General features: G+C 71.9%; 17 protein-coding genes and 2 pseudogenes. 6 read left to right on the forward strand and 13 right to left on the reverse strand.

From position 1 onward, the window contains the following. Window positions 1–91: 91 nt before the first annotated feature. Entirely contained in the window at window positions 92–4,315 is a 4,224-nt protein-coding gene (locus tag LMU33_RS01310) for an NACHT domain-containing protein (protein ID WP_228616485.1), read from the reverse strand. A gap of 224 nt (window positions 4,316–4,539) precedes the next feature. Between LMU33_RS01310 and LMU33_RS01315 the strand changes: the two genes are divergently transcribed. The 3 genes and pseudogenes from LMU33_RS01315 to LMU33_RS42285 all read left to right on the forward strand — a co-directional run. Then, on the forward strand, window positions 4,540–4,785 hold the full coding sequence (locus LMU33_RS01315) for a hypothetical protein (RefSeq protein ID WP_228616487.1): 246 nt from the start codon (window positions 4,540–4,542) through the stop codon (window positions 4,783–4,785). Continuing rightward, window positions 4,782–4,931: a hypothetical protein gene (locus LMU33_RS01320; RefSeq protein WP_228616489.1), complete on the forward strand. Its 150-nt coding sequence runs from the start codon at window positions 4,782–4,784 to the stop codon at window positions 4,929–4,931. The genes LMU33_RS01315 and LMU33_RS01320 overlap by 4 nt, the downstream gene beginning before the upstream one ends. A gap of 8 nt (window positions 4,932–4,939) precedes the next feature. Continuing rightward, window positions 4,940–5,080, forward strand: a pseudogene (locus LMU33_RS42285) (DUF6079 family protein); the annotation flags it as partial. A 170-nt stretch (window positions 5,081–5,250) separates the two neighbouring features. On the opposite strand, the gene LMU33_RS01330 reads toward LMU33_RS42285, so the two are convergent. From LMU33_RS01330 to LMU33_RS01370, 9 genes are all read right to left on the reverse strand, one after another. Beyond that, the gene (locus LMU33_RS01330; protein ID WP_228616491.1) at window positions 5,251–6,495 is read right to left on the reverse strand and encodes an MFS transporter; all 1,245 of its coding nucleotides are present in this window, start codon (window positions 6,493–6,495) and stop codon (window positions 5,251–5,253) included. Beyond that, the gene (locus tag LMU33_RS01335; RefSeq protein ID WP_228616493.1) at window positions 6,495–6,998 is read right to left on the reverse strand and encodes a GNAT family N-acetyltransferase; all 504 of its coding nucleotides are present in this window, start codon (window positions 6,996–6,998) and stop codon (window positions 6,495–6,497) included. Before LMU33_RS01335 ends, LMU33_RS01330 begins: the two co-directional genes overlap by 1 nt. Before the next feature lies 1 nt (window position 6,999). Then, window positions 7,000–8,241, reverse strand: coding sequence for a type III PLP-dependent enzyme (locus tag LMU33_RS01340; protein WP_228616495.1), 1,242 nt, complete (start codon window positions 8,239–8,241; stop codon window positions 7,000–7,002). Further along, complete coding sequence (locus tag LMU33_RS01345; protein WP_228616497.1) at window positions 8,238–9,521, reverse strand: DUF6271 family protein; 1,284 nt, start codon at window positions 9,519–9,521, stop codon at window positions 8,238–8,240. Before LMU33_RS01345 ends, LMU33_RS01340 begins: the two co-directional genes overlap by 4 nt. Further along, complete coding sequence (locus LMU33_RS01350) at window positions 9,518–10,552, reverse strand: phytanoyl-CoA dioxygenase family protein (protein ID WP_228616499.1); 1,035 nt, start codon at window positions 10,550–10,552, stop codon at window positions 9,518–9,520. The genes LMU33_RS01345 and LMU33_RS01350 overlap by 4 nt, the downstream gene beginning before the upstream one ends. A gap of 107 nt (window positions 10,553–10,659) precedes the next feature. Then, a complete protein-coding gene (locus tag LMU33_RS01355; protein ID WP_228616501.1) occupies window positions 10,660–12,147 on the reverse strand; it encodes a glycoside hydrolase family 3 protein in 1,488 nt (495 codons plus the stop codon). Window positions 12,148–12,155: 8 nt separating this feature from the next. Then, on the reverse strand, window positions 12,156–12,986 hold the full coding sequence (locus LMU33_RS01360; RefSeq protein ID WP_228616503.1) for a carbohydrate ABC transporter permease: 831 nt from the start codon (window positions 12,984–12,986) through the stop codon (window positions 12,156–12,158). Further along, window positions 12,983–13,981 carry a carbohydrate ABC transporter permease gene (locus tag LMU33_RS01365; RefSeq protein WP_228616505.1) on the reverse strand — a complete coding sequence of 333 codons (999 nt, stop codon included), beginning with the start codon at window positions 13,979–13,981 and terminating at the stop codon, window positions 12,983–12,985. Before LMU33_RS01365 ends, LMU33_RS01360 begins: the two co-directional genes overlap by 4 nt. 84 nt (window positions 13,982–14,065) lie before the next feature. After that, on the reverse strand, window positions 14,066–15,346 hold the full coding sequence (locus tag LMU33_RS01370) for an extracellular solute-binding protein (RefSeq protein WP_228616507.1): 1,281 nt from the start codon (window positions 15,344–15,346) through the stop codon (window positions 14,066–14,068). 324 nt (window positions 15,347–15,670) lie between these two features. Here LMU33_RS01370 and LMU33_RS01375 point away from each other — a divergent pair, with 324 nt between their 5' ends. Together LMU33_RS01375 and LMU33_RS01380 are read left to right on the forward strand one after the other, a co-directional pair. After that, the gene (locus LMU33_RS01375; RefSeq protein ID WP_228616509.1) at window positions 15,671–16,438 is read left to right on the forward strand and encodes a GntR family transcriptional regulator; all 768 of its coding nucleotides are present in this window, start codon (window positions 15,671–15,673) and stop codon (window positions 16,436–16,438) included. Between the two features lie 245 nt (window positions 16,439–16,683). Then, window positions 16,684–17,809: pseudogene (locus LMU33_RS01380) on the forward strand (aminoacyl--tRNA ligase-related protein). A gap of 58 nt (window positions 17,810–17,867) precedes the next feature. Here the strand turns inward: LMU33_RS01380 and LMU33_RS01385 are convergent. Next, the gene (locus LMU33_RS01385; RefSeq protein WP_228616511.1) at window positions 17,868–18,302 is read right to left on the reverse strand and encodes a DUF6299 family protein; all 435 of its coding nucleotides are present in this window, start codon (window positions 18,300–18,302) and stop codon (window positions 17,868–17,870) included. 233 nt (window positions 18,303–18,535) lie between these two features. On the opposite strand from LMU33_RS01385, the gene LMU33_RS01390 reads away from it, so the two are divergent. Next, window positions 18,536–18,730 (forward strand): DUF5999 family protein, encoded by a 195-nt coding sequence (locus tag LMU33_RS01390; RefSeq protein ID WP_228616512.1) that lies wholly within the window; start codon window positions 18,536–18,538, stop codon window positions 18,728–18,730. Between the two features lie 10 nt (window positions 18,731–18,740). Here LMU33_RS01390 and LMU33_RS01395 read toward each other — a convergent pair whose 3' ends face one another. Both LMU33_RS01395 and LMU33_RS01400 read right to left on the reverse strand, forming a co-directional pair. After that, complete coding sequence (locus LMU33_RS01395) at window positions 18,741–19,139, reverse strand: RidA family protein (RefSeq protein WP_228616514.1); 399 nt, start codon at window positions 19,137–19,139, stop codon at window positions 18,741–18,743. After that, complete coding sequence (locus tag LMU33_RS01400; protein WP_228616516.1) at window positions 19,136–20,269, reverse strand: acyl-CoA dehydrogenase family protein; 1,134 nt, start codon at window positions 20,267–20,269, stop codon at window positions 19,136–19,138. Before LMU33_RS01400 ends, LMU33_RS01395 begins: the two co-directional genes overlap by 4 nt. Window positions 20,270–20,332 lie beyond the last annotated feature (63 nt).

The following is a 20,332-nucleotide window of genomic DNA, read 5'->3' on the forward strand; positions in this document are numbered from 1 at the left end:
TGGGCGCTTCGCGGGCGGCACCGAGATCTGACACGCGCGCCCACGTTCCGAATGCATGGGCCCCGGCATACGGGCCCACGTACCGGTGCTCTCACCCCACCTCCGCGAACACCTCCGTCCAAGCCTCCCCATGCCCCGCCCGCCCCGCCCAGGACGCCGTACTGCGCAGCGCCGGCATGAGGGCCGGTGGAGTCCTCGGGTCGCGCATCAGGGTGTACAGCTCCGGCGAGATGTCGCCCAGGCTCTGGCCGGCGACCTCCACCAGCTGCTTGGCGAAGGCGATGTCCCGGACGGCGAAGTCGAGGATGGTGTTGGTCAGTTGCTCCCGGTCCTCCAAGCTGACCACGCGCAAATAGCGCCGCCAGTCGTTGGCGAGGCCGTCGCGCCAGTTGCCCTTGCCCGAGGGATGGACCCGGTTGGTGAAGTCGAGGACGCGGTCCAGCAGGCCTCGGGCAGCCGCCCGGTGGTCCGCCTCGGCGAGGCGGCGGCACAGGTGGGGCAGGTGCTCGAAGCGGCGGCGCCACGCGTGCAGGGCGATCTCCCGGTCGCCCGGTGGGAGGAAGAGGGGGAGGTCCGCGAAGACCAAGCCCGCCAAGGCGCCGAGAAGTTCGTCCACGGGCTGCGCGGCAAGGTCGTCGAAGTGGGCGTGCAGGGCGATCCGCAGAAGATATGCCTCGTTGGCGGCCAGCATGAACTGCCGGGCGTGGTGGTCGTACGGTTGGCCGGCCGTGGCCCGCATCTCGCGCCCTCGGTCCTCCATGGCCTCCAGGACCGGGATGAGTTTTCCGAACGGGTCCTGTGCCCGCCATTGCGCGGCGTGCCTGTGCAGTTGCTCGCCGACGCTGCTGAGGACGCCCTTTTGGACCTCGCCGTTGCGTGTGGCCTTCAGGAGGGCGACCGCCTCGTCGACGGTGGCCGGGAGCAGGCCGCCCTGGGTGGTCGCCAGCGTCTGCAGTTTGACGCCGACGGCCTTGAGCCCGGCGGGCGAGTCCTGGAGGATCTTGGCGATAGTGAGCAGGGTCTCCCTGTGTTCGGGGTCCTCCAGGACGGCAGTCATCATGTCGGGGCCCATGTTGGCCAGGCGTTTCAGCCCGCTCAGGTCGCCGCTCCGGGCGGCGTCCTCCTGGAGCCGACCGAGGAGAGCGCCGGGATGGTCCGCGGCACGGCGGCCGATCGTCTCCCGCAGCCGTACGGCGTAGGCCCCGTCAGCGGGCGGCTCCGTGGTGACGTGCAGGTCCAGGGCTCGTACGGCGACGGGGTGGCCTCCGGCTGCGGCCGCCACCGTGAGGGACGGCGGCCACGGGTCGCTCAGCCAGCGCCGAAGCGTCGACTCGCGGCAGCGGGCCGGGTCCGGCGGCCTGGGCAGGCAGGCCGCCACCGTCGCGGCGGGCAGGGGCACCTTGTCCGCCGCGAGGGCCTTGGCGATCACGCCGGTGGCACCGCGTTCGGCGTCCGGTCCGTCCGTCAGCTCCGTCGGCGACAGATGGCGCCGGCACCACTCGCGGGCGGCGGCGACGCCCGTCTGGTCCGGCTCCCGGGAGAGGAGAGGCGCCAGCAGGTACTTGGCGACGGGCTCGGCGGATTCGGGTGAGGTCGCCGCGTCCGCGAGGAGATCCAGGCAGCGTTGGACCAGTCTGCGGGACCCGGTGGCGAGCACCTCGGCCAGGGCACGCAGCCGCAGTGCGCTGGAAGGGCCCGGTGGGCCGGCCTTCAGACGTTCGGCCAGGGATCGGACGATGTCCTCGATCTGCGTGGCAGTGGCCGCTCGTAGGGTGGACGCCCACGCCGGGGCCGCCGTCTCGACGAGCTTGTCGAGGTCCGCCTGCCACTGCTTCTGCTGGAGGCCGTCGAGGAGTTCGGGCAGGCTCGCGGCGTGGTCGTCGTACTGGCCGGGATGCCTGGCGACGAGGTGCGCCAGCGCGATGAGGGTGTGCAGCAGGACGGACTTGTTGCGGAAGGTGACCGCCGCCTCCAGCAGCTTGGTCACGCCGGTCGCGCACTTCCCGGGTGCCGCGATGTGCAGGCCGAGGAGGAAGAGGGTCAGATCCCGGCCGTAGGGGAGGCACTTCAGCTGTTCCCGGCCCGCGAAGTCGAGCAGGCCGAGGCCGGAGAGGAACCTCGCGACCTGGTCCCGCTGCTGGTGCGCGAGGTGGGTGGCGGCGATCAGCACCCGACGGCGGTCCTGGGTGTCCTCGCGGTCCCAGACGGCGCGCAGGGTGCGCGGCCAGGCGGACGGCGCCGGGTTGCTGGTGCCGGTCAGCACCGTCATGTACGAAGCGGTCTGCCACGGGTCGGCGTCCCGCAGGGTCTCCACGGCCAGGGACACCGCGCTCTCCGGCGGGTGGCGCAGGCCGGCGTGGATGCGCAGGGCGGTGAGCCGGGTCGCCGCGTGGTCGTGCCGCATCAGCGTCTCCAGCGCGGGGTACCAGCCCGCGGCGCCGTCGCGGTCCGCGATGTGGAAGGCGTGCCGGGCGGCCTCGGCGAGGAGCAGGTCGTCCGGGTGGGCCGTGACGCGATCGGCCGTCGCGGTGAGCCCGCGCCTGGCGAACCGCAGGGCCTGTCCGGCCGCGTGCTCGGCGAACGCCTGGTGGTGGAAGGAGACGCGGCCGCCCTCGACCTTGCGCAGCACGCCCCGGCGCAGCAGCACGGCCACCGCCCGCTGGGCACGGCGCCGCTTGAGGTCCGTGTGCGCGACCAGGGTGGTCAGCGCATCCGCGCGGTGCAGTTCCGGCTTGCCCTCGCGGAGCATCGCGAGGCCCAGTACCCGTACCTCCGCCGAGAGGTTCCACCGGGCCTCGTCGTCCACCGGTTCGTCGCCGAAGACGGCGTGCCGGACGTCCTCGGTCACACGGGCCTCCCAGTACTCCCGGAAGAGGTCGGTGACGTCGATGTCCTTGTCGCGTGGACCGGCGGGGGCGTAGACGTCGAACAGCATGCGCAGGGACAGGGGGTGGCGGATCAGCTGTCCGAGCGGCAGTCCCCGGGCCGCCGCGTACACGAGCGTCGACCGCATCCGCTGGGCCAGCGGCTCCACAGGGCCACGTCCGTGATGACTGCCCTCCTCGCTGTCTTCCTCGCGCGGGCTCGGCCGCCCGGGGTCACGGCAGAAGACCCGCAGGTGTGCCTCGACGGCACGGTCGAGTTCGGAGTCCGGTTCCCAGGGGGCGCCGACGTGCTGCGTGGCCGCCGCTGCGGCGCGGCCGTCGTCGTAGCCCTCCAGGTGCTCCTTGCTGAGCAGTGCCTCGATGCCCGCCGGGTCGTGGTCCTCCAACCTGCGCGCCTCGGCCGACCGGCAGGCCACGGCGACGGCGACACCCAGCTTGCGGGCACCCCGGACCAGAGTCACCAGACGGTTGCGTCCCTGGTCCGTGTCGTCGTGGAGCAGCAGGTCCACGGTGTCCAGCAAGAGGGCGACTGGACGGGCTCCCCGTCGGTCCCGCGCGCCCGACAGCCTCGCCTCGAGGGCTGCGATCAGCTCCTGGAGCCTGAGGTCCGCCGGGTCGTCCGGGGTGCCGAGCAGGGCGGAGGCCGAGACCGCCACGACCGTCCACCCAGCGGTGCGCAGTTCCTCGCGCACTCCCCACAGCACGCAGCTCTTGCCGGTGCCGGGCTCCCCGAGCACGGCGTTGCCCTGCGGGCTGCGGTTCACCAACTGGTTCTTGAGGCCCCGGACGAGCACCTTCTGGGCACGGCGGGTGACGTACACGTCGCGGAGGTGGACGGCGGCCCGATCAGGGTCGTCGAGCAAGGGTACGACGGCCTCCCAGGCGCGGACGGTGCGACGGTCGGCCGAGTCGACCTTGCGGAGGGCGACACTGGTCTCGTCCTGCTGGGCAGGGACGGACAGATCAGGGACAAACGCAGCCCGGGCCGGCATCCCGACGGGCCGGGTCGTGACGGTGCCGGTGCGGGGCGAGGGCAGGCGGGCAGGCACGGAAGAGGACGCCCTGTGCGCCTTCTCCTCCTGATCGGCGGCATAGCGCCTCTCGAACAGCTCGTCCTCGTCCGCGTAGGGCGAATCGCAGGTGGCCGGGTCACAGCCCACCCGGGCGCGCACGGCTGCGAACCATGTGAGGTTCCACAACTCGCCCTTGCGCCAGGCCGTCACCGCGGACTCGCGATGGTCGATCCACTCCGCGACCGTCTTGTTCCGCGGCTGGAACCCGGTCTCGGGGTCGCCGTGCTCGGCTGTCCAGTGCGCCAGAGCCCGCCACAGCCAGGCGGTATTCGGACGAGTGTCCTCGTCGTAGCAGCCCGCCACCGACGTCCAGTCGAGCTTACGGCCGCGTCCCGGTGGCAGCGGCCGTGCGTTCACCGATTTCTTCACCACTTCCCCCGGCGTACCGCGCTGAAGAATTCCCCACATCCTGCCAGGTCGTGGCGACCGGTAAAGGTGCTTCGGGAGGTGCGGCCGGGCGGGGCGGGCGAAGAAAAGGCGTGCCGGGGTGGTCTATGGGGGCCGGTCGCCGACCGGCCTCTCCCCAGGGCCAGTTGAGGTCCGAGCCGAGGGAGAGTCCCCTTTCGGGCAGGGAATCGAATATGGCACTCGACACGATCCTCGACCTGCTGCACGCGCTGCCGCACGCCTCCGGGCCGGCCGGGACCGTGACCGCCGCGCTCGTCCTCGCGCGGACCGCGGTGCGGCACCTCTCGCTGATCTGGCTGACGCGCGGGGCCACTCCGCAGGAGCGGGCGCTCATCCTCGTCTCGGTGCACACCCAGTCGCGGCCGTCCTGGCGGGCCCGCGGCAGGCGGCTGGTACGGCGTCTGCCCCGCCGCCGGTGACGTTCGCCGGCCGTGATGAACCACCCGACCTGCGCCGCGAGCGGCAGCGACACCGCACGCGGCGCCGGCAGGAGAGCGAGCCCCTGATCGCCCAGGCCCAGCAGCCGCCCCTGCTCCGCGATGTCATGGCGCCGAGCGCGCGCTGAAGGACCACGTGGTCACCGAGCGGCTGCTGGAGAACTTCGACGAGGTGCTCGGGTACATCAAGACGGCCCTTGACACGCACAAGTCGAAGGCGCCCTACCTGCACGGCTGCTTCGGCTCCGGTAAGTCGCACTCCATGGCCGTACTGCACGCGCTGCTCAGCGGCAGGCCGGCCCGCCCGTGCCCGGCAGGAGTTCGACCCGCTGTTCACCAAGCACGAGTGGCTGACCACGGACGGGAAGAAGTTCCTGCTCGTGCCGTATCACATGCTCGGCGCGAAGGCGATGGAGCAGCGGGTCCCCGGCGGGTACGTCTCGCACGTCAAGAAGCCGCACCCGGAGGCTCCGACCCCGCAGGTGTCCGGACCGGCGCGCTGTTCGAGGACGACGAAGGTCGCGGTTCGGCCGCGGGTGCCGGGGTGCGTCGTTCGGGCCAGGGGATCCGGAACGCGGTCAGCGTCACGATCAGGGCCGACGCGGCGACGGTCGCCATGCCGACGGTGAGGCTCGTGCTGCCCGCGACGAATCCGATCAGTGCCGGGCCGGCCAGCAGCCCGGTGGTGCCCATCGCGGCGACCAGGGCCAGGGCGTCGGAGCCGTGGCCGGCGGCCGCGACGTAGACGCACGGGGTGACGGCGGCCGCGCCGAGGCCGACACAGGCGAAGCCGAGGAGGGTCGGGACCAGCCCGCCGGTGAGCAGGGCGAGGGCCAGACCGGCGGCGGCCACCGCGCTGCCGGCCCGCACCACCCGGCCGTCGCCCCAGCGACCGCGCCAGCGGTCCGCGCGCAGGCGGGCCAGCAGCATCATCACGGAGACGACCGCGATGCCCAGCGGCGCCACGGACGCGGAGGCCTTGACGACGTCCTTCAGGTAGAGCGTCGACCAGTCGTTCATCGCGCCCTCGGTGATGGTGCCGAAGACCATGGCGCAGCCCAGCAGCAGGGTCGTCCAGGAGGGAAGGGCCGGGCGGCGGCTCCGCTTCGGCCCGCCCGGCGTCACCGGTTCCGTATCCGTGAGCAGCCCGGAGCGGGCACCGGCGAGCAGGAACAACAACAGGGCTCCGGCCACGGTGAAATGGGCCGGCACCGACCCGGTCAGCGAGGTCACACCCGAGGTCAGCAGGGCGGCGGTGAGCAGACCGGCGCTGAACGTGGCGTGCAGCTGGGACATGGCGGTGCGGTCGTGGGCCTTCTCCAGCGCGGCGCCCTGGGCGTTCATGGCGACGTTGAGGCAGCCGACCGCCACTCCGTCGGCGCAGACCGCCAGGAGGGCGAGCGGGTAGTTCGGTGCGGCGGACAGAGCGGCCAGTACGGCCACCAGGCACAGGGCGGAGGCCAGGGACAGCCGCCGGGAGCCGAGGCGGCGCATCAGGAGGGCCACCAGTGGGAAGGAGGCCGCCGCACCGGCCCCGCAGACCATCAGCAGCAGGCCCACCTCCCCGGCGCCCAGGCCCAGCCGGGTCTTGAGCGCGGGAAGCCGGGAGACCCAGGTGCCGTACTGGAAGCCGAGGAAGCAGAACAGCGCCGCGATGGACCACTTGGCTCGCTCGAAGGACGGTGTGGGCATCAGCTCGCCTTCCGCACGGCGGCGACCTGCGCCGACATGTACACCGCGCCGCTGCCGTACCCGGCCGGGACGGGGGCCTCGCGGTGGGCGCGGTAGCCGTTGGCCCGCCAGAAGGACTCCTTGCCGGCGACCGCGATCAGGGACATGGTCTGGAAGCCGCGGGTGCGGGCGATGTCCGTGAGATGGCGGGCCATACGGCTGCCGAGCCCCCTGCGGCGCAGGGGCGCGGTGATGACGAGGTCGTGCAGGTGCAGGTTGGTGGAGCAGTGGGCCGTCTGCTCGGCGCGGGTCAGGTCGGGGCAGCGGAACCTCGGGTACGGCAGGGTCAGTGCGTAGCCCGCGATCCGGCCGTCGAGGTCCAGGACGAGGCAGGTGCCCGCCGAGGCCCGGGAGCGCAGCGCCGCCTCCCCCTCCGTGAGCGCGGTGTCCGCGTACGCCTCCGCTTCCAGGGCCCCCACCTCGGGCCAGTCGGCCTCGGTGATGCCGCGTATCAGGTGTGTCATGTCAGTGCTGTCCTTCCTGGCCCCGGATGCACACGCAGGGCAGCGGGCGGATGCCGTTGAAGCCCTGGGTCATGTAGCTGGTGGCGTAGGCGCCGGCGGAGAGGATCCAGACCGGGTCGCCGGAGGTGACCGACGCCGGCACGCGCACCGGGTGCCGGCCCTCGCCGTAGGCGTCGTCGCTGTCGCAGGTGGGGCCGGCGACGATCGCGGAGACATGCTCCGGTGTCCCGTGGTGGCCCGGGAACACCATCCGGTGCGTCAACTGGTCCATTTCGTAGAGGCCGTTGAACTTTCCGCAGCTCAGGTAGAGCCAGTGGGCGTCGGTGCCGTCCGGCTGCCTGCGGCGGGTCAGCCGGGAGACGTGGGCGCGGACGGCGCCGTGGTCGGCGACCAGGTGGCGGCCCGGTTCCATGACGAAGTCGAGCGGGGCGGAGGTGAGGTCGCGCAGCCGGTCCATGCCCTCGCGGAGCACGGTGAAGATCTTGTCCAGGGGCGGGTCGAGGGGGTTGCCGTGACGGTCCTGGTAGCCCAGCGCGGGCAGACCGCCGCCGAGGTTGACGTGGTCGGGCACGATCCCCCGCCCGGCCAGCGCCGTCAGGGTCCCGGCGAGGGTGTCGAGGGCCTGCTGCCAGGCCTCGCCGGTCATCTGCTGGGAGCCGACGTGCACGGACAGGCCGGCCGGGGTGAGTCCGGCCTCGCGGGCCGTCTCCAGCACGCGGACGGCGTCGTCGGGGGCGCAGCCGAACTTGCGGTTCAGGCCCCACAGGGCGCCCTCCCCGCTGGTGGTCAGGCGGCAGAACACCCGGGCGCGGGGCGCGTGCGCGGCGATGGCGGTGACGTCCTCGACGCTGTCGGTGGCAAAGGTACGGACACCCAGGCGGTGGGCCTCGGCGATGTCCCGGTCGGACTTGATGGTGTTGCCGTAGTGGATGCGGTCAGCTGAGGCGCCAGCGCGTAGTGCCTGCGTGATTTCAGCAGGGCCGGCTGCGTCGAACCCGGCTCCGCGGGCAGCCAGGCAGTGCAGGACATCGTCGACGGGGCAGGCCTTGAGCGCGAAGCGAATGTGGGTGCCGGGCAACTCGCTCAGGAGATCGTCGAATTGGCGCTCTATGCCGGTGAGGTCGTAGATGATTCGGTCGGTTTCGGCGGCGGCGAGTTCTGTGGTGAGGGGCTTGCCGAGTGGTTCGCTGCGCCTTCGTTGTGGCTTGTCGCGCAGTTCCCCGCGCCCCTTTGGGGCGCTCATATGCGGGTCGCTTCTATCAGTGCCGGCCAGGCCTCGGCCAGGTATGCGTGGTCCTCGATGTCCTTCGCTGCCTGATCCAGCAAAGCGTGGCGCTGTAAGGCGACTTGCTCGGCGAACGCCGCATACCGGCCACCCAGCTTGCGATAGGCCGTGTCCACCCGGTCCAGCCGCCAGACGTTCTCCGTGCGGTCCAGGTCGGTGCTCTCCCGCAGGAAGCGCACGATCCGGTCGTCCCGTACCTGGTGCCGTTCGTCCAGCAGAGCGGCGCCCTCGTCCGCCATCCGGTCGTAGACGTGGTGGAAGTAGAGCATCGACAGCAGGAACTTCACGAACCGGAGCTGGTAGGCCGGGAAGCCGGTGTCGGTGCGGCGTTCGGGGGTGTGGAAGTTCTCGATGTGGCGGTTGTGCAGGATGCCGGGCAGGGCGGCGTCGTGGACCACATGGAGGAGGAAGTAGTCGCTGCCGATGGTGTCGGTGGCGGGTGGGAGCGGGATGCGTTCGTAGACCGCGCGGCCGAAGGCGATGTTGCACATGTCGACGCGCATGGGGTCGACCACCGTGAGGGTCGCCCGGTCGCCGGTGAAGGGTGCCGTGCCCGCGCCGGTGAAGGACTCCTCGACCAGGTGCCGTTTGCGTTCCTCGGGCCAGTCGCCGGGCGCCCAGAGGCTGACGACGTCGTGGTACACGCCCTCGTCCAGACGCCGTATCTCCCCGATGTCGACGGAGAGTTCGCCGATGAAGGAGGCGCCCACCAGTGACACCGGGCGGGCCAGCAGCGCCGGGGCGAGGTCGGTGCGGGCGACGGAGGTCGTGGCCTCGGCGGCGGGGCGGCCCAGCCAGGGCAGCTCGTGGTGGACGGGGAACACCGGCTGCCCGGCGTGGAGTTGGTAGGCGCTGTCGGAGTCCCTGCGGTGCAGCGAGTCGCAGCCGAGGGCGGCGGCCAGCAGGAAGGCACGGTTGGTGCAGGCGCCGTAGGAGACGGCGGGCGGGAGCATGAGGTGCAGGAGGCGCTCGGGCTCCGCCGACCCGGCTCGCTCGATCGTCCGGCGCAGGAAGGCGCGCTGGGTCACCTCGTCGAGGTGGTGGACGGTGACACCTGGTACCGGGCGGAGTCCGGCGAGGACCCGGGCGTGCTCGGCGCGGGCGCCGGAGGAGTCGAGGATCAGCAGCTGGACGTCGGCGCCGAAGTGCTCGGCCGCGTGGGCGGCTTCCCGGTGAACGGCGGTGAGGGTGGCGGAGCAGGCCCGGTTGGTGGGCAGGCAGAGGCAGATCCGGTTCACTGCGCCTCTTCCACGGCGGCGGCCCAGGAGTCCAGTCCGAGCAGTCTTCTGCCGAGCGGGTCGAGCGTGGCGGGTCCGTAGCGCTCGGCCTCCGGCCGGCGGGCGTCGCCGAGGAGGGTGGCGTTCCAGTCGGGGGTCGCGAGGGTCCGCCAGGAGTGGACGCGGGAGTCGCGCAGGGCGGTGTGCTCCTCCAGGGCGGGCATCATCGACAGGTACTGGACGGCTCGGACAGCGTTGTCAGAGAGGTTCGGTGCCACGCCGTGCGCCAGCAGCCCGTTGAAGATGAGCAGGTCTCCGGCCTGGAGGTCGGGGCGGATCACCGGGAACTCGGCGCGGTCGGTGCCGGGCCGGACCGGGTCGCGGCCGGGCGGCTGGGCCACGCGCCACTCCTCGAGGCGGCGGAAGAGCTCGGGGGCGCACTGGAAGCCGCCGAGTTCGGGCCGGGTGTCGCCCAGGGCGATGATGCCCTGGACGCGTTGCGGGAGGACGGCGAGGGTGGTGTCGACGTCCCAGTGCAGTTCGATGTCGAAGCCCTCGTCGGTGGGCTCGATCAGGGAGCGGGAACGGGTGCGTGTGTTGGGAGGGTTGAGGTTGAGCCGGTCCAGGGTGACCCACAGCTCCTCGCAGTCCCAGACGTCCACGAACGCGTCGTAGACCCGCCTGGTCTGGCGGCTGTCCCAGATGAGCTGGTGGTGGTAGGCCTCGACGAAGCCGTAGATGAACAGGTGCTGGTCGAGTTCGGAGCGGAACGGCGGTTCGCTGTACCAGGTTTCGGGGTCGTCGGGGTCGAGTCCGGTGAACTCCCAGGCGAAGTCGAGGAGTTGCTTGGCCTCGCCGGGGGTGATGGCCTCGCGGACGACGACGTAGCCGTAGGTCTGCCAGAAGGCGAAGTCCTCTGCGGAGAGGACCCTGAGGGGCTGGGACTTCTCGATGTGGCGCAGCGGGGTCGGGGCGAGGTAGGTCTCGCCGTCGGCGCTGAAGTAGGGGCGGGTGGAGGCCGCCCGGTGGAGGAAGGGGTGGGGCGTCTGCATGCGATTCCTCTGGACAACACGTGTGAGCAACAGCGGTGGGGATCCGGGAAAAGAGCAAGAGCGAGCGGGCCGCCCGCGTCGGCGGGCGGCCGGTGGGGCAAGCGGGTTCAGCCCGCTGCGACGGCCTCGGCCGCCGCCACACCGCAGACCCGGGCGGCGCCGTAGGTGGCGATGTGCAGGGCGCCGCGCGGCGCGGCCTGGGGCAGGCCCATTTCCACGACGACGGTGTCGGGGCGGGCGGCGAGCAGGGTGTCGAGCGCGGAGCGCATCCAGCCGTGCCGGTGTTCGTCGCGGACCACGGCGACGATCCGCCGGCCGCCGGCGGCGGCGAGGGCCGCGCTGCCCGCGTCGTCGCCGGTGAAGGAGGCGGAGGCGGTGCCGGGCAGCAGCCGCTCCAGCTCGGCGGCCACGCCCCACGGGGTCTGGTCGCCGACGGCGATGTTGCGGGCCGGCTCGAACTGGGCGACGTACACCGGTGCGGTGACCGGTGTGGCGGTACCCGCGCGGGTCACGGTGAGCGCGCGGCGGGCCGCGACCAGGCCGATCTGCGGGTTCGCCTCGGTGTCCGCCGCGCCGCTGCGGGCCCTGGCCGTCCACCGGGCCAGGTCCCGCACCCGGGCGGCGGCGTCGGCGAGCCGTTCCTCGGGCAGTTCGCCGGAGCGTACGGCGGCCACGAGCGCGTCCCTGAGCCTGAGCACGGTGCCCTCGTCGCACAGCCCGCCGCCCACGCAGATGGCGTCGGCGCCGGCCGCGATCGCCAGGACCACGCCGTGCTCCAGGCCGTAGGTACCGGAGATCGCGCGCATCTCCATGCCGTCGGTGACGATCAGGCCCTGGTAGCCGAGTTCGCCCCGCAGCAGCTCGGTGAGGATGCGGCGGGAGAGGGTGCCGGGGCGGTCCGGGTCGAGCGCGGGCACGAGGATGTGCGCGCTCATGATGGCGCGGGTGCCGGCGGCTATGGCCGCGCGGAACGGGGGCAGCTCGCGGGTGTAGAGCGTGTCGGCGTCGACGTCGATGCGGGGTACGGCGTGGTGGGAGTCGACGTTGGTGTCGCCGTGGCCGGGGAAGTGCTTGGTGCAGGCGGCGACGCCGGTGGACTGCAGGCCCTCGACCCAGGCGGCGGTGTGCCGGGCGACCAGGTCGGTGCTCGCGCCGAAGGAGCGGACGCCGATGACGGGGTTGTCGGGGTTGGCGTTGACGTCGGCGGACGGCGCCCAGTCGAAGTTGACGCCGCAGGCGGCCAGGCGCCGGCCCAGCTCGCGGGAGACGGCCCGGGTGAGGGCGGGGTCGTCGACGGCGCCGAGCGCGTGGTTGCCGGGGAAGGAGGAGCCGGTGCGTACGTCGAGGCGGGTGACGTCACCGCTCTCCTCGTCGATGGCGACGAGCAGATCGTCCCGCTCGGCACGCAACTGGGCGGTGAGGGCGGCGACCTGATCCTCGGTGACGACGTTGCGGCCGAACAGGGCGACGGAGGCGAGGCCCTCACCGAGGCGGCGGCGTACCCAGTCGGGCGCGGTGGTGCCGTCGAACCCCGGCTGCAGCACCGCGAGGGCGTCCCGGGTGAGGGTGTCAGGGCCGGTGGCGAGTGTGGTCATCGGCGGGGTCATCCCTTCACGGCGCCGTCGGTCAGGCCGCTGACGGCCTTGCGTTGCAGGAAGACGAAGAGGATCAGGATGGGCAGCGCGAACAGGGACGAGGCCGCCATCGTGGCGCCCCAGTCGTCGCCGAAGGCGGTCTGGAACTGCGACAGCCACAGCGGCAGGGTCTGCTTCTCGACGTCCTTGTTGAGGATCAGGACGAGCGGGAACTCGTTCCAGGCGGTGATGAACCCGAACAGCGAGGTCGCCATCAGGCCGGGGGCCAGCAGCGGGAAGATGACCCGGACGAATGCCTGCGTGCGGGTACAGCCGTCGACCATGGCCGCCTCCTCCAGGTCCTTCGGTACGGCGGCCACATAGCCGCGCAGCGTCAGCACGGTCAGCGGGAGCACCATCATCGTGTAGAAGACGGTGAGCGGGACCAGGCTGTCCAGCATGTCGTTGTCGCGGACGATCATGTAGATGGCGATGATCAGGACCTCCCAGGGGGCCATCTGCGCCAGCATGAACGTCACGATGAGCCCGCGCCGGCCCCTGAACCGCATCCGGGCGAGCGCGAAGGCCGCGAACAGGGCGATGACGAGCGAGAAGACGACCGACAGGACCGTGACGGTGACGGAGTTGACGACCAGGGTCCAGAAGTGGTCGGCGTGGATCGCCTTCTCGAAGTGGCCGAGGGTGACGTTCGTCGGGAACCACACCGGGTTCTCGGAGATGATGTCGCCGGTCGGCTTCAAGGCCGTCGCGAACATCCAGTAGACGGGGAACGCGAAGCCGACGAAGAGGACGACGGCGGTCGCGCCTGGCCAGATGCGGCCGATGAGCGAGCGGTTCACAGCTCGTCCTCCTCTTGCTTGAGCACCATGCGCAGGTAGTACGAGGTGATGACGAGCAGCACCAGGATGGTCAGGAAGGAGATCGCCGCTCCGACGCCGAAGTGCTGGTTGCCGACGCCCTCGACGAAGGCGTAGATCGGCAGGGTCTCGGTGAGGCGGTCGGGGCCGCCCTGGTTGATGGCGAAGATCTGCGTGAACGCCTTGAAGACCCAGATGACCTCGAGGAAGGTCGTGGCGTACAGGAAGGGCCGCAGGAAGGGCAGGGTCACCGAGGTGAAGCTCTGCCGGGCACCGGCGCCGTCCAGGGACGCGGCCTCGTACAGCTCCTTGGGGATCGTGGTGGTGGCGGCGTACAGGTTGATCGCCACGAACGGGATCGACTGCCACACGATCAGCAGGACGACCACGGAGAAGGTGGAGAACTGGCTGCCCAGCCAGTTGTGGTCGGCCATGGAGTGCCAGCCGAGCTTGTCCAGCGTCCAGTTGACGACGCCGAAGCGCTGGGCGAACAGCCACTGGTAGACGGTGGTCGCGGCGATGGGGGGCATCGCCCAGGCCAGGACCAGGCCCACCATGAGCAGCAGCCGCATCCGCTTGCCGAGCCGGGCCAGCAGCAGTCCGATCAGGGTGCCGAGCACCATGATGAGGACGACGTTGGCGGCGGTGAAGAAGACGGTGCGCTCGACGACGTGCCAGAACTCCGGCTCGGACAGCACCTGCCGGTAGTTGCCGACGCCGTTCCACTCGGTGAGGTGCTGGATGAGCTGCCGCGGGTTGAGGTTCTGGAACGACAGCATGCCGTTCTTGACCAGGGGCCAGCCGAGCAGGACCACTGTGGCCAGCAGCGCGGGCAGCAGGAGGAGGTAGGGGGCGGCGGCGCCGCGGCGGGACGGGGACCCGGTCGCGTGGTCCGCCCCCCGCGGCACACCCGGTATCCGGGCCTTGCGGACAGCGGGCTCACCGGCCGTGTCCGTGCCTTGGGTCTGCACTGACATGAGTTGCCATCTCTTCCGTGGCCGAACGGGCCGTGGGAACGACTGAGCCGGGGGCGCCGCCGCGCGGCGCCCCCGGCGTGGTCATCAGTTCTGCTGGGCCAGGCGCTTGTCGATCTCGGCCTCGACGTCCTTGGCGGCCGCCGCGGGAGCCTTGCCGTTCAGGACCGCGGTCATGTACGACTTGATCGGGTTCGGGGTGTTCTCCACCGCGGCCCACTCCGGGATCAGCGGGGTGGTGCCGCCGGCCGCGGCGGCGGGCGCGGCGGCCTCGGCGGCGCCGTTGCCCTTGAGGTTGCTCTGCAGGGCCGTCTTGTTCGGGATGACGCCGTTGAGCTTGGCCAGTTCGCCCTCGTACTGGTCGGACAGGGCGATCTTCAGGAACTCCTTGGCCAGCGACTGCTTCTTGCTGTTCTGGGCGACGGCGAGGTTGGAGCCGCCGAGGAAGACACCCTCGGGCTTGTCGGCGGTCGCGCCCGGGACGGTGAAGTAGCCGAGGTCCTTCTCGATGGACTTGTTGGCCTGGATGGCGGTGGCGGCCTCCCAGCCCATGCCGATGAACGCGCCGGTCTTGCCCTTGGCGAAGATCGTGGCCTGCTGCGGGGTGGCCTCGTCCTTGTCCTTGGGCGCCTTGGAGTAGGCGGCGTACTTCTTGTAGAGCTCCATGGCCGCCGTGACCTTCGGGTCGGCGAGGTTGGAGACGTACTTGCCGCCCTGCTTCTTCACCAGGTCGCCGCCCTGGCCGATGATCAGGCCGTCGAGGAAGTACCAGTTCTGGCCCGGCAGGTAGAGGGGCTCGGCGTCGGTCTTCTTGCCGATGGTGTCGAGGTCCTTGAAGAACTCGTCGCGGGTCTTCGGGGTCGACTTGATGCCGGCCTTCGCCCAGATGGCCTTGTTGTAGATGACGACGCGGTTGGCGAAGTACCAGGGGGCGGCGTACTGCTTGCCCTCGTACACGGAGGACTGCGAGACCGAGGGGGTCCAGTCGGCGCCGATCGCCTGCTTGACGTCGCTCAGGTCGGCGAGGCCGCCGGTGGCCGCGTAGGCGGGGGTCTGGGTGTTGCCGACCTCCAGGACGTCCGGCGGGGTGTCCTCGGACAGGGCGGTGGTGATCTTCTGCTGGATCCCGTCCCACTTCTGGATCTCGAACTTCAGCTTCGCGCCGGTCTTCTTCTCGAAGGCGGCCTGGACGTCCTTGCTCCACTGCGGCGGCGCGGAGCCGTCCATGGTCCAGACGGTGAGCGTCTGGCCCTTCCAGCTGTCCGGTCCCGCGTCCTTGCCGCTGTCCTTGCCGTCGTTTCCGCCACACGCGGCAACGGAGACCATCATGCCCGCGATCACGATCGCGGCAGCGAGCTTGCGCTTCACGCCACCCTCCTCAGGGATGCCACTAACCCCCCACGCCCTCGGCGGTGACCTGCGTACGACGCTGTTGCACGTAGGGCTCGGGACCTGGCCACTAATGGTGTAGACCAGTACGGTGGAGCTTGGCCTAGACCTTTCGGGGTGTCAAGGGTGGTCCAGGAAGCCGATTCCGGCCGTTACGAGAACGTCACCGGAGCGCGTCCGTCCACATCCGCCCGATTCATCCGGCCCTCGGGTTGGACCGGACCTGAGCGGGCGGGTTGGACTAGACCATAGGGCAGTTGGTCGCTATAACGGGAGACCGTCGACACAGCCGGGAAGGCAGGCATGACCACCGACGTCAGCAGCGCCCAGCCGCACAGGGGGGCGTCCGGCCGCACCGCGCGCGTGCCGAAGTACTACCGGATCAAACAGCAACTGCTGGCCATGGCCGAGGAGTTGCAGCCAGGCTCGGCGATGCCGGCCGAGCGGCTGCTCGCCGTGCGGTTCGACACCTCCCGGACCACCATCCGGCAGGCGCTCACCGAACTCGTGGGCGAGGGCCGCCTGGACCGGATCCAGGGCAAGGGCACCTTCGTCTCCCAGCCCAAGCTGTACCGCACGCTCCAGCTGACCTCGCACACCGAGGACATGCGCGCCCAGGGCCTGACGCCCGCCTCGCAGGTGCTGGACATCGGGGAGATCCCGGCCGACCAACGGCTGTCGGAGCTGCTCGGCATCGGCATCGGCGAACGCGTCCTGCGCATCGAGCGGCTGCGCCTTGCCAGCGGCGACCCCATGGCGATCGAGACGACCCACCTGTCCGCGCGGCGCTTCCCCGGCCTGCGCCGCTCGCTGGCGACGCACCCCTCGCTGTACACGGCGCTCACCGAGGTGTACGGCGTCCATCTCGCCGAGGCCGACGAGACCATCGAGACCTCGCTGTCCACGCCACGCGAGGCACACCTGCTCGCCACGGACGTGGGGCTGCCGATGCTGCTGCTGTCCCGGCACTCGCGGGACGCGGAGGGCCGGCCGGTGGAATGGGTGCGCTCGGTGTACCGGGGTTCCCGGTACAAGTTCGTGGCCGCCCTGCGCCGCCCGGCGCGGGGGTGACCACGCGCAGGGCCCGGGTCGGGTGGTCCACGAGGCCCGGGTCGGCCGGTCGACGAAAGGGGCGGTCGGCGGCTCGTTGAACCGGCGCCCCACCGACACCTTCCGGCAAGGCACTCGGCGGATCGGTCCGCTGTCAGCGCGGAGTCGGATTCCGCTGCCAGGGTCGCCCTGTCCGACCACGCCCGTCGCGGTCGGCACCTGGCTGCCCCGCCCCGGCATCCTCCCCGCACCGACAGGAGACCGCCATCCACGATCCCCAAGAGCTGATCGAGGCGGGCCCGGACGCCGTGCGGCGTCTGGCCCGGCGCCGCCACGACCTGCTGCGCACCGAGCTGAACCGCACGGCCAAGGCCCGCCGGTCCGGCCCGCCGACCGAGGCGGAGAAGGAGGCCGCGCGTGCGCTGCGGGCCGAGGTGCAGCAGGCGGAGGCCGCCGTCCGGAAGGCCGTCGGCGAGCCGTCCGGGCTGCTGCTCACCATCCCCAACCTGCCGCCGGGCTCGGTCCTGGACGGTGATTCCGAGAAGGACGCCGTGGAGATACGGCGGGACGGGCCCGCGCCGCGTCCGGCGGACGGGGCCCGCCGCCATGCCGGGATCGGTGAGGCGCTGGGCATCCTCGGTTCCCCCGCCGCGGCCCGGCTGTCCGGCGCCCGGTTCAGCGTGGCCCGAGGGGCCGGAGCCCGGCTGGAGCGGGCCCTCGGCGACTTCTTCCTCGACCCGCACACCCGCGAGCACGGCTACACCGAGCAGTCCGTGCGGTTCCCGGTCAGCCGGGACACCATGACCGGCACCGGTCAACTGCCCAAATTCGAGGAGGACTTGTTCCGTACCCGGGTCGGCGAACGGGAGCTGTTCCTGATCCCGACCGCCGAGGTGCCGTTGACCGACCCGGCGGCGGGACACGCGGGGGGCTCAGGCTGCACCAGTTCGAGAAGGTGGAGCTGGTGCGGATCTGCGCGCCGGAGCGGCGCAGGAGCAGCTGGAGCTGATGGTCGGGCACGCCGAGGAACGCCTGCGCCGGCTCGAACTGTCCTTCCGTACAGTGCGGTTGCCCGCCGGCGACATGGGCTTCTCGGCGCGGACGACGTACGACATCGAGGTCTGGCTGCCGGGCGGCGGCTCCTACCGCGAGATCTCCTCGGTCTCCGACTGCGGCACCCTCCAGGCCCGCCGCGCCGGCATCCGGGTCAGACGCGGCGACGGCCGCAAGTCCCCGGCGGCCACCCTGAACGGCTCGGCGCTGCCCGTCGGGCAGACCGGGCCCGCGCTGCTGGAGCGGGGCGTCCGGGACGACGGGTCCGTGGTGCTGCCCGAGGCGCTGGTGCCGTACACCGGCTTCCGGAGGATCCTGCCGGGCGGCGGGACCGAGTGACGCGACGGCGAAGGGCCGGGAGCCGGTCCGGCTCCCGGCCCTTGCGTACGGACGACCGTCACTTCTCGGTGAGCTTGACGTCCTGCTCCTTCAGCGCGTGGAAGGCCGGCAGCAACAGCAGCAGGTCGCCGGAGCGCAGTTCCGTGACCGTCGCCTGCACATGGGCCTTGCCGGCCTTCAGGGACTTCGGCGAGATCTTGCCGGAGTTCTCCCAGTGGTGCTCCGCGCCGTCGCACTGGGCGGGGGTGCCGCCGATGCCGTACACGGTGGTGCGGTCGCCCTGGCTGATCGAGGAGCTGACGAAGGCGAGGCCACTGGCCCCGGAGCAGCGATAGGTGCCGGTGAGGGTGATGGTGCCGTCCTTGGCGATGTGGCCGGTCGGATCGACGGTCACGGTTTCGGTCTCGGACGGGCCGGCGGCGGCCGAGGGGACGGCGGCGCACAGCAGGGCGGCTGCGCCGAGGGCCGCGGCGAGAGCGGGGCGTACGGGCACGGGTACCTCCGGATACACGGAATGGTGGGTTCCACTGGTACCGGTCGGCCGGGCCGTCGGGCGTGACCGTCACTCCATCGGTGGCGCGTCATGGAACCGTCCGGGAGTTGTCCGGGTGTTGTCACGCTTCACGGCGCGCGGTTCCGGCGCGTTCACGACGGGAGCATGGTCTGTGTATGACGGGCCCGCGGCCGCATCCGCCGGCCCCTCACATCCCGATGTGGAGGTGCGCCATGTGCTCCAACCGGTCCTCGTGCCCCGCGTCCGACGCCGCCCTGCGGCACGCGGTGGCCGCCCACCCCGAGCAGGGCTGGACCTTGCTGTGCGACGGCTCGATCGTGTTCGACGACAGCGGCGAACTGCACCCGGACGGCAGCGTGGTCCCGCCGTGCCGGGTCCCGGCGGAACGGCTCGCCGTGGCCGCCTGATCAGGGCTCCCTACGGCAGCACCGCGAACCCGTCCAGCTCCACCATCGCCCGCTCGTCCCACAGCCGTACGACCTGCACGACGGCCATCGCCGGGTAGTCCCGGCCCGCCGACTCCCGCCAGATGCGGCCGAGTCGGCCGGCGTGGTCGCGGTACGCGGCGACGTCCGTGGCGTAGACGGTGACCCGGGCGAGGTCGGCGGGGGTGCCGCCGGCCGCGCGCAGGGCCGCGAGGAGGTTGCCGAGGGCCCGCTCGAACTGCTCGGGGAGCGTGTCGCCGGTGATCTTGCCGTCGGCGTCGAGGGCGGTCTGGCCCGCGAGGAACACCACGCGCGAGCCGGACGCGACGACGGCGTGCGAGAACCCCGTCGGCGGGGACAGCTCGGGCGGGTTGACACGCTCGGCCGTCACCGGGACACCTCCTCGGTCCTGGCGTACAACTCCTTGGCGATGATGCCCCGTTGGACCTCGCTCGCGCCCTCGTAGATGCGCGGGGCGCGCACCTCGCGGTAGAGGTGTTCGAGGAGGTGGCCCCGGCGCAGGGCGCGGGCGCCGTGCAGCTGGACGGCGGCGTCGACGACGTACTGCGCGGTCTCGGTGGCGAGCAGCTTGGCCATCGCGGCGCGCCCCGGCACGTCCGCCGCGCCTTCGTCGTACGCCGTCGCCGCCGCGTACACCATCAGCCGGGCCGCCTCCGTGCGCAGGGCCATCTCGGCGACCTGGTGGGAGACGCTCTGCAGGTCCATCAGCCGGCCGCCGAAGGCCTCGCGGCGGCGGGTGTGGCCGAGGGTGGCGTCGAGCGCGGCCTGGGCCATGCCGACCGCGAAGGCGCCGACGCTGGGGCGGAAGAGGTTGAGGGTGCCCATGGCGACGGCGAAGCCGCGGTCGGCCTCGCCGAGCACGTCGTCGGCGGTGACCGGCACGGCGTCGAAGTCCAGGGCGCCGATGGGGTGCGGCGAGAGCATGTCCAGGGCGGTGCCGGTGAGTCCGGGCCGGTCGGCGGGGACGAGGAAGGCGGTCACGCCCCGGGCTCCGGCGCCGGGTGTGGTGCGGGCGAAGACGGTGTAGAAGTCGGCCTCGGGGGCGTTGGAGATCCAGGTCTTGGCGCCGGTGAGCCGCCAGCCGCCGGTGCCGTCGGGCTCGGCCGCGAGGGACAGCGCGGCCGCGTCCGAACCGGCCCCCGGCTCGCTCAGCGCGAAGGCGGCGACCGCGCTGCCGTCGGCGACCCGGGGCAGCCAGTGCTCGCGCTGGGCGGGGCTGCCGTGGGCGTGCACCGGATGGGCGCCCAGGCCCTGCAGGGCGAGCGCGGTCTCGGCCTCGGTGCAGGTCTGGGCGAGGGACTCCCGCATCAGGCACAGGTCGAGGGCGCCGGAGGTGAACAGCCGTGCCAGGAGGCCCAGTCGGCCGAGTTCGGCGAGGAGCGGCCGGTTGACGCGGCCCGGTTCGCCCTTGTCGGCCAGCGGGCGCAGCCGTTCGGCGGCCATCGTGCGCAGCTCGGCACACCAGGCGGTCGCTTGCGGTTCGAGCGAGAATGCGGGCACTGCCGGTCCTCCCTCCGGTCCGGGCCACCCTGACCCTTCCCGTCACCGTCCGGGGCATCCCGT

The organism is Streptomyces barringtoniae (genome assembly GCF_020819595.1).
In the GTDB taxonomy this organism is placed as follows: domain Bacteria; phylum Actinomycetota; class Actinomycetes; order Streptomycetales; family Streptomycetaceae; genus Streptomyces; species Streptomyces barringtoniae.

Coding starts and splice junctions, on each gene's coding strand:
- LMU33_RS01315 (WP_228616487.1), top strand. CDS start 4,540: ATGGCACTCGACACGATCCTCGACCTGCTGCACGCGCTGCCGCACGCC.
- LMU33_RS01330 (WP_228616491.1), bottom strand. CDS start 6,495: ATGCCCACACCGTCCTTCGAGCGAGCCAAGTGGTCCATCGCGGCGCTG.
- LMU33_RS01335 (WP_228616493.1), bottom strand. CDS start 6,998: ATGACACACCTGATACGCGGCATCACCGAGGCCGACTGGCCCGAGGTG.
- LMU33_RS01340 (WP_228616495.1), bottom strand. CDS start 8,241: ATGAGCGCCCCAAAGGGGCGCGGGGAACTGCGCGACAAGCCACAACGA.
- LMU33_RS01350 (WP_228616499.1), bottom strand. CDS start 10,552: ATGCAGACGCCCCACCCCTTCCTCCACCGGGCGGCCTCCACCCGCCCC.
- LMU33_RS01355 (WP_228616501.1), bottom strand. CDS start 12,147: ATGACCACACTCGCCACCGGCCCTGACACCCTCACCCGGGACGCCCTC.
- LMU33_RS01365 (WP_228616505.1), bottom strand. CDS start 13,981: ATGTCAGTGCAGACCCAAGGCACGGACACGGCCGGTGAGCCCGCTGTC.
- LMU33_RS01375 (WP_228616509.1), top strand. CDS start 15,671: ATGACCACCGACGTCAGCAGCGCCCAGCCGCACAGGGGGGCGTCCGGC.
- LMU33_RS01390 (WP_228616512.1), top strand. CDS start 18,536: ATGTGCTCCAACCGGTCCTCGTGCCCCGCGTCCGACGCCGCCCTGCGG.